The sequence below is a fragment of the Delftia sp. WSY_22 genome (genome assembly GCF_043104185.1).
Lineage (GTDB): Bacteria > Pseudomonadota > Gammaproteobacteria > Burkholderiales > Burkholderiaceae_C > Comamonas > Comamonas tsuruhatensis.
The window spans coordinates 259866-273477 of the sequence record NZ_JBICKN010000007.1; the positions used below are offsets into that span (position 1 = coordinate 259866).

Consider the following 13612-nt stretch of genomic DNA (forward strand, 5'->3'; position numbering starts at 1 on the left):
ATGGCTAAGTCTCCCGCAAACAACGCTGCACAGCGCGTTCGCAAGAAAGTCCGTAAGAACATTTCGGACGGCATTGCCCACGTGCACGCTTCGTTCAACAACACGATCATCACCATCACCGACCGCCAAGGCAACGCTCTGTCGTGGGCCTCGTCGGGTGGCCAGGGCTTCAAGGGTTCGCGCAAGTCGACTCCCTTCGCTGCCCAGGTGGCTTCGGAAGTGGCTGGTCGTGCTGCCATCGAACAGGGCATCAAGAACCTGGACGTCGAAATCAAGGGTCCCGGTCCTGGCCGTGAATCCTCGGTTCGCGCCCTGGGCGCCCTGGGCATCCGCATCACTTCCATCGCGGACGTGACGCCGGTTCCCCACAACGGCTGCCGCCCTCAAAAGCGCCGTCGTATCTAAGCTTTTTCACCAAGCCCACCGCCGCCCAGATGTGTAACATCGCGGGCGGCTCCCGTGCTTGTGCACGGCAGATGACACAAAGGAAATCAAGTGGCACGCTATATCGGCCCCAAGGCCAAACTCTCCCGCCGTGAAGGCACTGACCTGTTCCTGAAGAGCGCACGTCGCTCGATCGCCGACAAGTCCAAGTTCGACACCAAGCCCGGCCAGCACGGCCGCACTTCCGGTCAGCGTACTTCCGACTTCGGCCTGCAGCTGCGTGAAAAGCAGAAGGTCAAGCGCATGTACGGCGTGCTGGAAAAGCAATTCCGCCGCTACTTCGAAGCCGCCGACAAGAAGAAGGGCAACACCGGTGCCAATCTGCTGTCGCTGCTGGAGTCGCGTCTGGACAACGTGGTGTACCGCATGGGCTTCGGCTCGACCCGCTCGGAAGCGCGTCAGCTGGTGTCGCACAAGGCCATCACGGTCAACGGCCAATCCGTCAACATCCCTTCCTACATGGTGAAGGTGGGTGACGTGGTCGCCGTGCGTGAAAAGTCCAAGAAGCAGGCCCGCATCGTCGAAGCCCTGCAACTGGCTGGTCAAGTCGGTTTCCCCGCATGGGTGGAAGTGTCGGCCGACAAGGCTGAAGGCACGTTCAAGAAGTCGCCTGACCGCGACGAGTTCGGTGCAGACATCAACGAATCCCTGATCGTTGAGTTGTACTCGCGTTAATTCCGCGCAGCGACATTTCTGTAAAACCGTCCCCCAGCCGCGAGGCATCGCGCTGGGGTGCTTCACCAGCCTTACCGGTGTAACGAGCCGGGGGTATTGAGAGGAAGTCTGCATGCAAACCAATTTGCTGAAGCCCAAGACGATCAATGTCGAGCAGCTTGGCCACAATCGCGCCAAAGTTGTTCTGGAGCCGTTTGAGCGTGGCTACGGCCATACGCTGGGCAATGCCCTGCGCCGTGTCCTGCTCTCGTCCATGGTGGGTTACGCAGCGACGGAAGTGACGATTGCTGGTGTGTTGCACGAGTACTCGTCCATTGACGGTGTCCAGGAAGATGTGGTCAACATCCTGCTGAACCTCAAGGGTGTGGTGTTCAAGCTGCACAACCGCGACGAGGTCACGCTCTCCCTGCGCAAGGATGGCGAAGGCGTCGTGACGGCGCGCGACATCCAGACGCCCCACGACGTGGAAATCATCAACCCTGATCATGTCATCGCCAACCTGTCGCAAGGCGGCAAGCTGGACATGCAGATCAAGGTCGAGAAGGGCCGCGGCTATGTGCCCGGCAATGTGCGCCGCTATGGCGACGAGTCCACGAAGTCGATCGGCCGTATCGTGCTGGACGCTTCGTTCTCGCCCGTCAAGCGCGTGAGCTACGCCGTCGAATCGGCCCGCGTTGAACAACGCACCGACCTCGACAAGCTGGTGGTGGAGATCGAAACCAATGGTGCGATCACTGCCGAGGACGCCGTGCGCGCCTCCGCCAAGATCCTGGTGGAACAGCTCGCCGTGTTCGCTCAGCTGGACGGCGGCGATATCGCCAGCGTCTTCGATGCTCCGGCCGGTGGCCGTGGTGCCGCAACCGCCTTTGATCCCATCTTGCTGCGTCCCGTGGACGAGCTGGAACTCACCGTGCGTTCGGCCAACTGCCTCAAGGCAGAGAACATCTACTACATCGGCGACCTGATCCAGCGTACCGAAAACGAGCTGCTCAAGACCCCCAACCTGGGTCGCAAGTCGCTCAACGAGATCAAGGAAGTCCTGGCTTCCCGCGGTCTGACGCTGGGCATGAAGCTGGAGAACTGGCCGCCTGCTGGCCTGGAAAAGCGCTAAGCACTATAATTGCGGGCTCTCCTTTTTGGAGAGCCTCAGTGCCTCGGGCAGTACCTGATACGGCTGCCCGAATTAATCAACAACTTGCGCAAATTCGGTTGAGGCAAGCTGCAGATCCGGTAACGGGTCCAGGCTTGCATCCTTGTTTGCGCAAGCCCTAATTACATATTTTAGGAATAAAGCACCATGCGTCACGGTCACGGCCTCCGCAAACTCAATCGCACCTCTTCGCACCGCCTGGCGATGCTGAAGAACATGATGAATTCGCTCATCGAGCACGAAGCCATCAAGACCACCGTTCCCAAGGCCAAGGAACTGCGCCGCGTGATCGAGCCCATGATCACCCTGGCCAAGGTCGACACCGTTGCCAACCGCCGCCTGGCATTCGACCGCCTGCGCGACCGCGACAGCGTGACCAAGCTCTTCAACGAGCTGGGCCCCCGCTTCGCAAAGCGTCCTGGTGGCTACACCCGTATCCTGAAGATGGGCTTCCGCGTGGGCGACAACGCCCCCATGGCCTTCGTGGAACTGGTCGAGCGCGCTGAAGAAGGCGCCGCCGAAGCCAAGGCAGCTGAATAATCTGCTATAATTTTGGAATACCGCGCGATGGAGCAGTCTGGTAGCTCGTTGGGCTCATAACCCAAAGGTCGGAGGTTCAAATCCTTCTCGCGCAACCAAATTGAAAAGGGCTACGACAGTTGTCGTAGCCCTTTTTTCATGCCCTCGCGCCAGGCAAAGGCCAGGCAAAGGCCAGGCAGACAGCCCGGCATCAGCCGCCCAGCTGGTTGCCGATGCGCTGGCCCAGCCGCAGGCGCACGCGGTGGGCGATTTCCTGGGCGGCATCGGGGCTGAGCACCTCGCTGATGTGCAGCAGCTCGGTGTAGTGCATGTACAAGAGGCCGCGCAGGGTCTTGAAAGCGGCCTCGTGGTCGCCGCCGCAGACGCTGGCGTCATCGGCCAGCACGCGCTCCACCACGCCGGCCTGCAGCAGCGGGATCTTGCAGATGACGGCGTGGCGGGCGATCTCCAGGTCGATCTCCTGGAGCCGGCATTCCCATTCCTCGGGCAAGAATCGGTTGGCTGGCATGTCGGCTTTTCTCCTTTTTTCACTGCATGGGTACACCGGGGCGAAAGGCACCCGGTCTGGGGATGCTGTCATGTGAGCGGGGCTCGGTGGCCTGGGTCGCCAGGTTTACTGGCCCGGCCTTGATGCCTGTCAAACTTCGGTGGCGCAGGCGCCCGCTGGAAGCCGGGCTCATGCTGCACTGCATCATGATGTCAGTCATGCGGCGCGGCCGCCAGTGCCCGTGCAGGCTGGTGGGCTTTTGCTCCCGGCAGGCCATGCTCTCTCGGCGCCGCTCCGGCAACGCAAAGGATCCACATGCTCGAGAAGATTGCCTCGCTGTTCCGCTACTTCAAGTCGGCCGTGCCGTTCCGGCTGGTGCCGGCGCTGATCGCCACCGCCGTGCTGTTCGGGCTGCTGCTGGTGCCCGTGCCCGAGGGGCTGACGCCCAAGGCCTGGCAGCTGGTGGCCATTTTCCTGACCACCATCGTGGCCATCATCCTCAAGGTCATGCCCATTGGCGTGATGGCCTTGATGGCCATCGTGATCGTCTCGCTGTCCCAGGTCACGTCTGGCTCGTCCAAGGGCGCAGTCACCGATGCGCTGAGCAGCTTTTCCAGCCCGCTGATCTGGCTGATCGTGGTGGCCATCCTGATCTCGCGCGGCCTCAAGAAGACGGGGCTGGGCAACCGCATCGGACTGATGTTCATCGCGCTGATGGGCAAGCGGACCATCGGCATCGGCTACGGCCTGGCGATCTGCGAGCTGGTGCTGGCACCGTTCACGCCCAGCAACACGGCGCGCGGCGGCGGTATCGTGCACCCCATCATGAAGTCCATCGCCAATGCCTTCGAGTCGGACCCGGCCAAGGGTACGCAGGGCAAGGTGGGCACCTATCTGGCCCTGGTCAACTACCACGCCAATCCCATCACGTCGGCCATGTTCCTGACCGCCACGGCGCCCAATCCGCTGGTGGTGGACTTCGTGGCCAAGGCCACGGGCCAGGCCCTGCACCTGAGCTGGACCACCTGGGCGCTGTACATGCTGCTGCCGGGCCTGCTGTGTCTGCTGCTGATGCCGCTGGTGATCTACCTGCTGTCGCCTCCCGAACTCAAGGCCACGCCCAATGCCGTGGAGTACGCGCGCAGCGAGATGGCCCGCATGGGGCCGCTGTCGGGCAAGGAGCGCGTGATGCTGGGCACCTTCGGCCTGATGCTGCTGCTGTGGGCCAACGTGCCGCAGATGCTGTTCGGGCCTGCCTTCACGCTGGACCCGACGGTGGTCGCCTTCCTGGGCCTGTTCGTGCTGATCATCACGGGCACCATCGACTGGGATGACGTGCTGTCCGAGAAAAGCGCCTGGGACACGCTGGTGTGGTTCGGCGCCCTGGTCATGCTGGCCGAGCAGCTCAACAAGCTGGGCGTGGTGTCCTGGTTCGCGGTGGGCATGAAGAACGCCATCGTCGCCAGCGGTCTGGACTGGCTGCCGGTGGCGGCCATCCTGGTGGGCGTGTTCGTGTTCTCGCACTACCTGTTCGCCAGCACCACGGCCCACATCAGCGCCATGATGCTGGCCTTCCTGACCGTGGGCGCGCAGCTGATTCCGGCCGACTATGTCGTGCCCTTCATGCTGATGATGACGGCCGGCTCGGCCATCATGATGACGCTGACCCACTACGCCACCGGCACTTCGCCCATCATCTTCGGAAGCGGCTATGTCACGCTGGGCAACTGGTGGCGCGTGGGCGCGGCCATGTGCGTGATCGAGCTGCTGGTCTTTGCCGTGGTCGGCAGCGCCTGGTGGAAGCTGCTGGGCCTGTGGTGAGGGCGAAAGCCCTCATGCGGTGGTCCGTGGCTCGCCCAGCGACAGCATGAGCCGGTTGGCCCAGTTGAAGAAGGCCGTGCCGTGCAGCACATCGGAGATGGCGGCATCGTCCAGGCCGGCGGCGCGCAGCGCATCGATGTGGGCGGGCTCCAGCGCAGGCGGCGTCTGGGTCAGCGCCACGGCCGTCGTGACGATGGCGTTCCAGCGCGGCCCCAGGTCCGTGCCCGGACCCTCGTCGAGCAGGCGCTGCACGTCGCCGCCCCGGCGCGAGAAGTGCGTGGCAAAGCGCGCATGGACCGAAGCGCAGTAGATGCAGCCATTGGCGCGCGAAGTGGCAGCGGCCGCCAGCTCCCGCTCGGCACGCGGCAGGCCGGCGTCGGGGTTGTAGAAGATGTCCTTGTCGGTGCGCGTGCGTGCGCCCAGCGTGTCGGGGTCGCGCGCCAGCAGGCGGAAGTAGGGGGACTGCGCGCGTGAGGCATCGACCAGGCCTGCATGGTGGCGTTCGGTCAGCTCGCTTTCGTCCAGCGGCTCAATCCATGGCAGCCAGTCGAGCTCTTCCTGGGTGAAGACCTGGGGAGCGGCGGAGTTCGTTGAGGTCATGGCTGGGCTTGCAGGGTGGGTTGATGGGCTGCCGGGGACGCGGGGCGTGCAGTCAGCACGCGCAACCCTGCGACCACGCGGATCTGGAAGGACAGGAAGGACGCCAGCTGGGACACGATGACGATGTCCGTCTCGCTCCAGCCCGCCTGTTGCAGCGCCTGCAGGGCCCCGGCGCTGGCGTCGCGCGGGTGGTAGGCCAGCAGGTGCGCATGGGCCAGCGCCGCGGCCAGGCGCGCGCCCAGCAGCGCGGCATGGGCCGGGTCCACGGCATAGGCGGGGCCGCTCTGGTCTTCGCGGCTCAGCGGGCCTGCGGGGTAGCGGCCGTACGGCCCGTGCGGGCCGCTGCCGGGCTGAAGGCTTTGTGCACGGCCCCGCACGACTTCGGATGCCACGGCGGCAGCCAGTTCCGCATCTTCGGCCGCCAGCGCCTTCGCATAGAAGGCGGCGCTGCGCGGCTCGCCATGAAGCCCGGCCGTGAAGGCGGCCAGGGCCAGCCGCTCGCGCAGCGAGACCGTGCCGGGCACGGGCTCGGCGGGCGTGAACAGGGCGGCAAAACTCTGCTGGGCCTGCGTGCGCGCCTCGGTGCGGTGGCGGCGCACGCGGTCCAGGGCGCTGCCGGGGGTGATGCCGGCGAGGTGGTCGATGACGTCGTCCGGAAAACGGGGCTGTACGGTGGTGTTCATGGTCATGCGGCTTGCAGCAGTCCGGCCCGGGCTGCGGGGAGGGAAGAGGGTGCCTGCAGATCTGCACGGCGCCAGCCCAGGGCTGGTGCCACATGGGCGGCCGTCAGCTCGATGGAGCGCAGGATGGCGTCGTGCGGCGGGTCGATGGAATGCACCTGGAAGACGATGTCGCTCACGCGCGCCAGCGCCGTGTCGGCGCGCAGCGAGGCGATGACCTCGTCGGGCGTGCCCACATGCACGTCGTAGGCGGCGATGAGATCGGCCAGCGGCGCCTGCGGATCGACGCGGGCCGCCCACTGCGAGGGCTGGGCGGCATGGCGCCGGGCCACGCGGCGCAGGCCGGCCTCGGCCCAGCGCAGCGCCTCGTCTCGGCGGTCGGCAACGAACAGCGTGCGCGAGCCCAGGATGCGCGGCGCCCGCCCTGCGGGCAGGCGGGCGAGGTAGGCGTCGATGATGGGGTTCTGGATCTCGGACAGCGTGGCCTGCGGCGCGCCTTCGGGCCGTGGCTGGGTGCGCGACAGCATCAGGCCGTCGCCGTTGGCCCCGGCCCGCGCGCCGCCCTCGGCCGAGAACGTGGCCTGCCAGACGCGCTCCAGCAGCTGCGGCGCGGCCGGGTACAGGTGCACGCCACCGGCCAGCGCGCGCCCGGCCCAGGCGTCCTGCAGCACGCCGAAGTTGCGCGCGAAGACGGCGCCGCGCTCGGCGCCCTGCACGCCAAAGGCCTCGAAGGATTCGGCCGTGCCGCCCGTGCCCAGGCCCACTTCCAGGCGGCCGCCGGTCAGCAGGTCCAGCACGGCCGCGTCCTCGGCCACGCGCAGTGCGTTTTCCAGCGGCAGCGTGATCACGCCCGTTCCGATGCGGATGCGCCGCGTGCGCGCCGCCACATGGGCCAGGAAGACGAAGGGCGAAGGCAGGCCGCCCTCGCTTTCATGGAAATGGTGCTGGGCTACCCAGGCCGAGTCGAAGCCCTGGGCCTCGGCATGGGCGATCTGCTCGGCCACCAGGCGGTAGCGTTCGCCGGCCGGCACATCGTCGAGCAGGCGGCTGAAGAAGCCCAGGCGCGGGCCGGTGCGGGAGCCGTGGCCACGGTTGGTATCAGGCGGGGTGAGGGACAAAATCAATGCTCCTTTTGCCGGGAATGGCGTCCATGAGTTCGCGTGTGTAGTCGCTGGTGGGGCGCTGGAACACTTCCTCCACGCTGCCCGCGTCCACCACCCGGCCCGCGCGCAGCACCGACACCGTGTCGGCAATCTGGCGCACCACGGCAAGGTCGTGCGAGATGAAGAGATAGGTCAGCCCCAGGTCCTGCTGCAGCTGGGCGAGCAGGGCCAGGATCTGCGCCTGCACGGTCACGTCCAGGGCCGAGACGGCCTCGTCCAGCACCAGGACCTGCGGCTGCAGCACCAGGGCGCGCGCAATCGCCACGCGCTGGCGCTGGCCGCCCGACAGCGCATGCGGGCGCCGCTGCAGCACGGCGGCCGGCAGGCCCACGCGCTCCAGCATGTCGTGCACGCGCCGGCGGCGCTCATCGGCCGGCAGCGGGTCGAAGTTCAGCAGGGGCTCCTCGATGATGTCGAACACGCTCTGGCGCGGGTCCAGAGAACTGAACGGGTTCTGGTAGACCAGCTGCACGCGGCGGCGCAGCTGGCGCAGGGCCTCGCCGCGCAGGCCCGTGACCTCGGTGCCTTCGATGCGGATGCGGCCCGCCGTGGGCCGGCCCAGGCCCACGATGGCGCGGATGGTAGTGGTCTTGCCCGAGCCCGACTCGCCCACGATGGCATGCGTGCTGCCCCGGCGCACGCGCAGCGACACGCCGTCCACGGCGCGGAAGATGCCGCGCCCGTGGGCCGAGGCATGGCCGGGCGCCGCGAACTCGTGCACCAGGTCCTCGACCTCGATGGCCCAGTCATCGGCCGTGGCGGGCCTGGGCGTGCGGCGCGGCGCGGGCGCCAGAGAAGGCGCATCGGCCAGCAGCCGCCGCGTATAGGCGCTTTGCGGATTGCGCAGCAGCTCCAGCGTGGGACCCTGCTCCTGGATGCGGCCGCCCTGCATGACGACCAGGCGGTGCGAGCGGTCGGCCGCCACGCCCAGGTCATGCGTGACCAGCAGCACGGCCGTGCCGGTCTCGCGGCGCAGCGCGTCGATCAGGTCCAGGATGCGCCGCTGCACGGTCACGTCCAGCGCGCTGGTGGGCTCGTCGGCAATGATGAGGGCGGGCCGCAGCGCGATGGCGATGGCGATCAGCACGCGCTGGCGCATGCCGCCCGACAGTTCGTGCGGATACTGGCGTGCGCGCAGCGCGGGCTGGGACAGGCCCACGCGGGCCAGCAGCTCCAGCACGCGCGCCTCCACGGCCGTGCGGTCGCGCAGTCCGTGGATGCGCAGGATCTCGCCCACCTGGTCGCCCACCGTGCGCACGGGGTTCAGCGACATGGTGGGGTCTTGCGGCACCAGGCTGACCACGCGGCCGCGGATGGCGTTCCAGCGTGCGGCCGGCCAGCCCGAGACCTCGGTGCCCTGCAGGCGGATGCTGCCGTGCTCGCGCCGGCCGTTGTCGGCCAAAAGGCCGATCACGGCCTGGGCCGTGGTGGTCTTGCCCGAGCCCGATTCGCCGACCAGGGCCACCACCTCGCCCGGCGCCACGGAAAACGACACGCCGTGCACCACGCGCTGTGCCTGGCCTGCGGCATCGCGGTAGGCCACGGCCAGGTCCTGCACTTCGAGCACGGGGGCGGTGGTTGCCACCGCTGGTGCGGCGTGGATGCGTTCCTCGATGGCGGCGCTCATGCAGGCCTCCGTGCGAAGGCCGTGGCGATGCGGTTGGCCGCCAGCACCACGGCCACCACGATCAGGCCCGGCGCCGTGGTCAGCCACCAGGCGGTGGCGATGTAGTTGCGGCCCTCGGCGATCAGCAGCCCCCATTCGGGCGTGGGCGGCGGCGCGCCGTAGCCCAGAAAACCCAGCGTGGAAATCGCAAGGATCGCCGAGCCGAACTGCAGCGCCGCCATGGCGATGACCGACGTCAGCGAGTTGGGCAGCACATGGCGCCACAGCACGGCGGCAAAGCGCCCGCCGCTGCCAAAGGCGGCCTCCACGTAGTCGGAGCGGCGCACGCGCACCACCTCCGAGCGAACCAGGCGCGCGAAGCTGGCCACCGAGACCACGCCCACGGCAATGGCCGCGTTGATGGTGCCAAAGCCCAGCACGATGATGATGGTCAGCGACAGCAGCAGCGAAGGCACGGCCAGCAGCACATCGACCAGGCGCATCAGCGCATCTTCCGTGCGCCCGCCCGTGGCCCCGGCCAGCAGGCCGATCAGCGTGCCCACGGCCAGGCCCACGCCCACGGCCACGAAGGCGCCCGACAGCGAATGCACGGCGCCATGCACCACGCGCGCCCACAGGTCGCGCCCCAGCGCGTCCGTGCCCAGCCAGTGCGCGGCGCCGGGCGCCAGCAGCTGCTGGCCGGCCTGGCCCGCGATCGGGTTCTGGTGGGCAAACCAGCCGGGCGCCAGCGCCCACAGCGCGGCCACGGCAATCACCAGCCAGGCCAGGGCCAGCGTGGGTGGCAGGCGTTTCAGGGGTTGCAGGCGGGCCGGCAAGGCGAAGCTGCGGCGCGGGGCGGCTGGCGCAGGGGCCAGGGACGGCGCTGGCAGCGCCGTGGGAATGGGAGTAGGAGTGGCGGGCGCGGCCTGGGCATCCAGGGCCGGGGAAAGAGCGCTTGAGACGGCAGTGTTCATGGCCGGTTCTCCACGGAATGGCGCAGGCGCGGATCAAGCAGCGGGTACAGCAGGTCCACGGCGAGGTTGATGAGTACGAAGGCGGCGGCCGAGACGACCACCACGGCCTGGAGCACGGCCGTGTCCTGGTTGCCCACGGCCTGCTGGGTCAGCGTCCCCAGGCCGTTGAGGCCGAACACGGCCTCCGTCACCACGGCCCCGGCCAGCAGCTCGCCGAACAGCACGCCGGCAATGGTCAGCGTGGGCAGCAGGGCATTGCGTGCCACATGGCGCAGCAGCACCCAGCGGCGCGAGGCGCCCTTGGCCCGCGCCACGGCCACGAAGGGCTGGGCCAGCACGGCGTCGATATTGCGCAGCAGCACCTGGGCCAGCGGCGCCGAGATCGGCACGGCCAGGGTCAGCGTGGGCAGCACCAGCCCTTCCCAGGGGCCGGGATTGATCACGGCGATCCAGCCCAGGCGGAACGACACCACCTGGATCAGCATGATCCCCAGCCAGAACACGGGTACCGAGACAAAGACCGAGGGCAGCGAATACAGCGCGTTGCGCAGCCAGGCAAAGGGCGCCAGGCTGGCGGCCGCCGCCAGCGCCACGGCCAGCAGCGCGGCTGCGGCAAAGCCCAGGGCCGCGAGCTTGAGCGTGGGCGGCAGGCTGGTGGCCAGGCCCTGGCTCACCGGCACGCCGGCCTGCAGCGAATAGCCGAAATGGCCTGTGAGGAACTGGCCCAGTGTATGCAGGTACTGCTGCCACACGGGCTGGTCCGAGCCGTAGGCGGCGCGGATGTCGGCAATCTCCTGCGGGCCCAGGCCCAGCTCGGGGTTCAGGAACTTGATCAGCACGGCGTCGCCCGGCAGCAGCTGCAGCAGGATGAACGAGACCGTGAAGGCCGCCCACAGCACCAGGGCGGCCTGTGCGATGCGGCTGAGCAGATAGCGGCGCGGCATGGGAGCGGTTCCTCAGGGTGCGATCCGGTCAGCGCCTGGCCAGCCAGGTGCTGTAGAAGCTGGGCCGGCCCACGGCCTCGAAGCCCACGTCGCGCACCCAGCCTGCGCCCGCAAAGGCCTGGGGTTCCTCGAAGATGGGGATCACATAGGCCTGGTCGATCAGGTAGTTCTGCACCTCGCCGGCCAGCGCCAGGCGCCTGGCGGCATCGGTCTCGGCCGCGATGGCGTCGAACAGGCCGTTGAGCTTGGTGTCCTCGAAGGACTTGACCTTCTGGCTCACGCCGCCCTTTTGCAGCAGCACGTTGCGGTTGGTCGGGTAGTAGTTGCTCTTGATCACGTCGGGATCGGCGCGGCCCACCATGCCGGGCAGCACGCCGGTCTTGTCGGGGTCCAGCGTGTCCACGGCGCGGCTGCCCGCGTCGCCCGACAGCACGTTGAGCTTGACGCCGATGCGCGCCCACTGCTGGGCCACGAGCTGCAGCGTCTCCTTGTTCTGCGGCTGGGGCAGGGACTCGTAGGTGGACAGCACGAAATCGCGGCCGTCCTTCTGGCGCAGGCCGTTGGCGCCCAGCGTCCAGCCGGCCTCGTCCAGCAGCTGTTTCGCCTTGGCCTCGTCATAGGCCAGCTTGGCCGACAGGTCCACGAAGCCGGCCGCAGTGGAGGCAATCACCGAGCGCGCCTGCGGATAGCGCGGCGAGAACAGCGTCTCCACGATCTCCTTGGCATTGGTGCCGTGCAGCAGGGCCTGGCGTACCTTCAGATCGGCCACCAGGGCGTTGTCGGGGCGGATGGCCACGCTGTTGTTCACGCCGCGCGTAGGCGGGGCGTAGATGCTGAACTTCTGGTCCTCGACGCGCTTTTCGTCGTAGGCCTGGATCTGGCGGATCAGCCCGGCCTGGCCGGCCAGCAGCGCGCCGATGCGCACGCTGTCCTCGGGCGTGACGATGAACTTCACCTCGTCCAGCCGCGCGCGGCCCTGGTGGGCCAGCTTGGCGGGACCCCAGGCGTAGTCCTTGCGCACCTTGAGCACCAGCTCCTTGCCCAGCGTCTCGCTGGCCACCACGAAGGGGCCGGAGCCGATGATGCGCGTGGCGTCGCCCAGCTCCTCGAAGGGGCGGTCCAGCGTGGCCGGCGAGACCAGGCCCGAGCCGATCACCGAGGTGCCCTGCAGGAAGCCCGGCGAAGGCTTCCTGAAGAAGAACTTCACCGTCAGTGGGTCGACCACTTCGCTGCGCTCGTAGTTGTTGATCACCTCGGACACGGGCTGCTTGAGCGCCTTGTTGCCCAGGCCGTAGGTGTCGAAGTTGCGCGCCACGGCCGCTGCGTCCAGCGGCGTGCCGTCGGAGAAGGTGACGCCGGGCCGCAGCTTGAAGCGGTACTCGGTGGCGTCGGCATTCACGGTCCAGGACTCGGCGATCCAGGGCTGGATCTCCAGCGTCTTCGGGTCCTGGTAGGTCAGCTTGTCGGTGATCTGGTTGAGCACGCCGCCGTTGGGATAGAAGCCCCCGGCCGGCGGATAGAGGTTGGTATGGGCCTGCTGCTCCAGGTAGACCAGGGTGCCGCCTTCCACGGGGCCAGCAGCCGCGCCCGCCTGGGCCGTATCGGCCTGCCTGGAGCACGCCGCCAGCAGCAGGCTGCTGCCCGCCAATACCGCTATCGCGGCCTTCCATGCCGCCTGACCCGCCTTCGATTGGGAAAACACGTTCGTACCTCGCCGCCGCTGGGGCGCTGAAAAACAAGACTGCCGGCCACAGGACCGGCTCCATGTTTTTCATGCTATCGATGGCAAATATTTGCGCTCATATATCGAGTTGCATCGTTATTTGGAAAACGACTAAGGGATGGGTGCCCCGCATATCTGTTCAGTGCATAAGCGCAGACGGATTCGTTTGTTTGCCGCGCATGCGGCGGTCCCAACAATGGGCTGGTACTTCCTTCACCGAAAGCCCGTCCATGAGCCATCTCAATGAATACCTCGCCGAAAAGCGCGCCGCCGTGCTCGCCCGCAGCGCCGCCGTCGCGGCCGGCACGGCCCAGCCCGCCCACCTCAAGGCCCATGTGCGTGCCGAGGGCCGCAGCGGCGTGCGCCGCCTGCGCATACGCGAGCACCAGGTCATCAGCGACAGCCCACCCGACTTCGCGGGCTACAACCTCGGCCCCAGCTCGCCCGAGCTGCAGCTGGGCGTGCTGGGCACCTGCGTCACCCACATCTTTCTGATCCAGGCGGCCGAGCGACAGGTGCCGGTGGAGAGCCTGGAGGTCGAGGTCACGGGCATCATCGACCCGCGCGGCGGCAGGCCCGGCCACGAGGCCACGCCCATCTGGCCGCACGAGATCGGCTACACCGTGCACATCGACTCGCCGGCCAGCCGCGCCGAGATCGATGCGCTGTTCGAGGCCGTGGAGCGCACCTGCCCCATCCTCAACCTGCTGCGCAATCCGCAGAACATCCGCGCCGAAGTGCGCCACACCGACTCCAGCGCCGCCGCGCGCCTGGCGGCCTGAACACCGTGCGGAAAGCACCCCTG

General features: G+C 67.7%; 14 protein-coding genes and 1 tRNA gene. 7 read left to right on the forward strand and 8 right to left on the reverse strand.

The annotated features are described in order from the left end of the window. The 5 genes from rpsK (at position 1) to ACF8NF_RS06305 (ending at position 2907) form a co-directional block, all read left to right on the forward strand. Complete coding sequence (gene rpsK / locus ACF8NF_RS06285; RefSeq protein WP_012202976.1) at positions 1-405, forward strand: 30S ribosomal protein S11; 405 nt, start codon at positions 1-3, stop codon at positions 403-405. Between the two features lie 90 nt (positions 406-495). After that, a complete protein-coding gene (gene rpsD, locus ACF8NF_RS06290) occupies positions 496-1119 on the forward strand; it encodes a 30S ribosomal protein S4 (RefSeq protein WP_012202977.1) in 624 nt (207 codons plus the stop codon). 112 nt (positions 1120-1231) lie between these two features. After that, a complete protein-coding gene (locus ACF8NF_RS06295) occupies positions 1232-2230 on the forward strand; it encodes a DNA-directed RNA polymerase subunit alpha (protein WP_012202978.1) in 999 nt (332 codons plus the stop codon). 186 nt (positions 2231-2416) lie between these two features. Next, positions 2417-2809, forward strand: coding sequence for a 50S ribosomal protein L17 (gene rplQ / locus ACF8NF_RS06300; RefSeq protein ID WP_012202979.1), 393 nt, complete (start codon positions 2417-2419; stop codon positions 2807-2809). A 21-nt stretch (positions 2810-2830) separates the two neighbouring features. Continuing rightward, positions 2831-2907: transfer RNA gene (locus ACF8NF_RS06305), tRNA-Met, on the forward strand. 92 nt (positions 2908-2999) lie between these two features. Here ACF8NF_RS06305 and ACF8NF_RS06310 read toward each other — a convergent pair. Beyond that, entirely contained in the window at positions 3000-3317 is a 318-nt protein-coding gene (locus ACF8NF_RS06310; protein ID WP_016449180.1) for a hypothetical protein, read from the reverse strand. 294 nt (positions 3318-3611) lie between these two features. On the opposite strand from ACF8NF_RS06310, the gene ACF8NF_RS06315 reads away from it, so the two are divergent. Continuing rightward, entirely contained in the window at positions 3612-5117 is a 1506-nt protein-coding gene (locus ACF8NF_RS06315) for a DASS family sodium-coupled anion symporter (RefSeq protein ID WP_392450269.1), read from the forward strand. Between the two features lie 12 nt (positions 5118-5129). On the opposite strand, the gene ACF8NF_RS06320 is transcribed toward ACF8NF_RS06315, so the two are convergent. The 7 genes from ACF8NF_RS06320 to ACF8NF_RS06350 are packed head-to-tail and all read right to left on the reverse strand — an operon-like array spanning position 5130 to position 12786. Beyond that, the gene (locus ACF8NF_RS06320) at positions 5130-5717 is read right to left on the reverse strand and encodes an alkylhydroperoxidase domain protein (RefSeq protein ID WP_392450270.1); all 588 of its coding nucleotides are present in this window, start codon (positions 5715-5717) and stop codon (positions 5130-5132) included. Beyond that, complete coding sequence (locus ACF8NF_RS06325) at positions 5714-6406, reverse strand: CMD domain protein (RefSeq protein ID WP_016449183.1); 693 nt, start codon at positions 6404-6406, stop codon at positions 5714-5716. Before ACF8NF_RS06325 ends, ACF8NF_RS06320 begins: the two co-directional genes overlap by 4 nt. Then, positions 6403-7515 carry a putative FMN-dependent luciferase-like monooxygenase gene (locus ACF8NF_RS06330; protein ID WP_047217918.1) on the reverse strand — a complete coding sequence of 371 codons (1113 nt, stop codon included), beginning with the start codon at positions 7513-7515 and terminating at the stop codon, positions 6403-6405. The genes ACF8NF_RS06325 and ACF8NF_RS06330 overlap by 4 nt, the downstream gene beginning before the upstream one ends. Continuing rightward, complete coding sequence (locus ACF8NF_RS06335; protein ID WP_267178258.1) at positions 7496-9187, reverse strand: ABC transporter ATP-binding protein; 1692 nt, start codon at positions 9185-9187, stop codon at positions 7496-7498. The genes ACF8NF_RS06330 and ACF8NF_RS06335 overlap by 20 nt, the downstream gene beginning before the upstream one ends. Next, a complete protein-coding gene (locus ACF8NF_RS06340) occupies positions 9184-10140 on the reverse strand; it encodes an ABC transporter permease (RefSeq protein WP_061287246.1) in 957 nt (318 codons plus the stop codon). The genes ACF8NF_RS06335 and ACF8NF_RS06340 overlap by 4 nt, the downstream gene beginning before the upstream one ends. Continuing rightward, positions 10137-11084, reverse strand: coding sequence for an ABC transporter permease (locus ACF8NF_RS06345; RefSeq protein WP_012202987.1), 948 nt, complete (start codon positions 11082-11084; stop codon positions 10137-10139). Before ACF8NF_RS06345 ends, ACF8NF_RS06340 begins: the two co-directional genes overlap by 4 nt. Before the next feature lie 28 nt (positions 11085-11112). Continuing rightward, the gene (locus tag ACF8NF_RS06350) at positions 11113-12786 is read right to left on the reverse strand and encodes a TIGR04028 family ABC transporter substrate-binding protein (RefSeq protein ID WP_392408166.1); all 1674 of its coding nucleotides are present in this window, start codon (positions 12784-12786) and stop codon (positions 11113-11115) included. A gap of 251 nt (positions 12787-13037) precedes the next feature. On the opposite strand from ACF8NF_RS06350, the gene ACF8NF_RS06355 reads away from it, so the two are divergent. Next, positions 13038-13589 (forward strand): OsmC family protein, encoded by a 552-nt coding sequence (locus ACF8NF_RS06355; RefSeq protein WP_034400151.1) that lies wholly within the window; start codon positions 13038-13040, stop codon positions 13587-13589. The last annotated feature ends 23 nt before the right edge of the window (positions 13590-13612 follow it).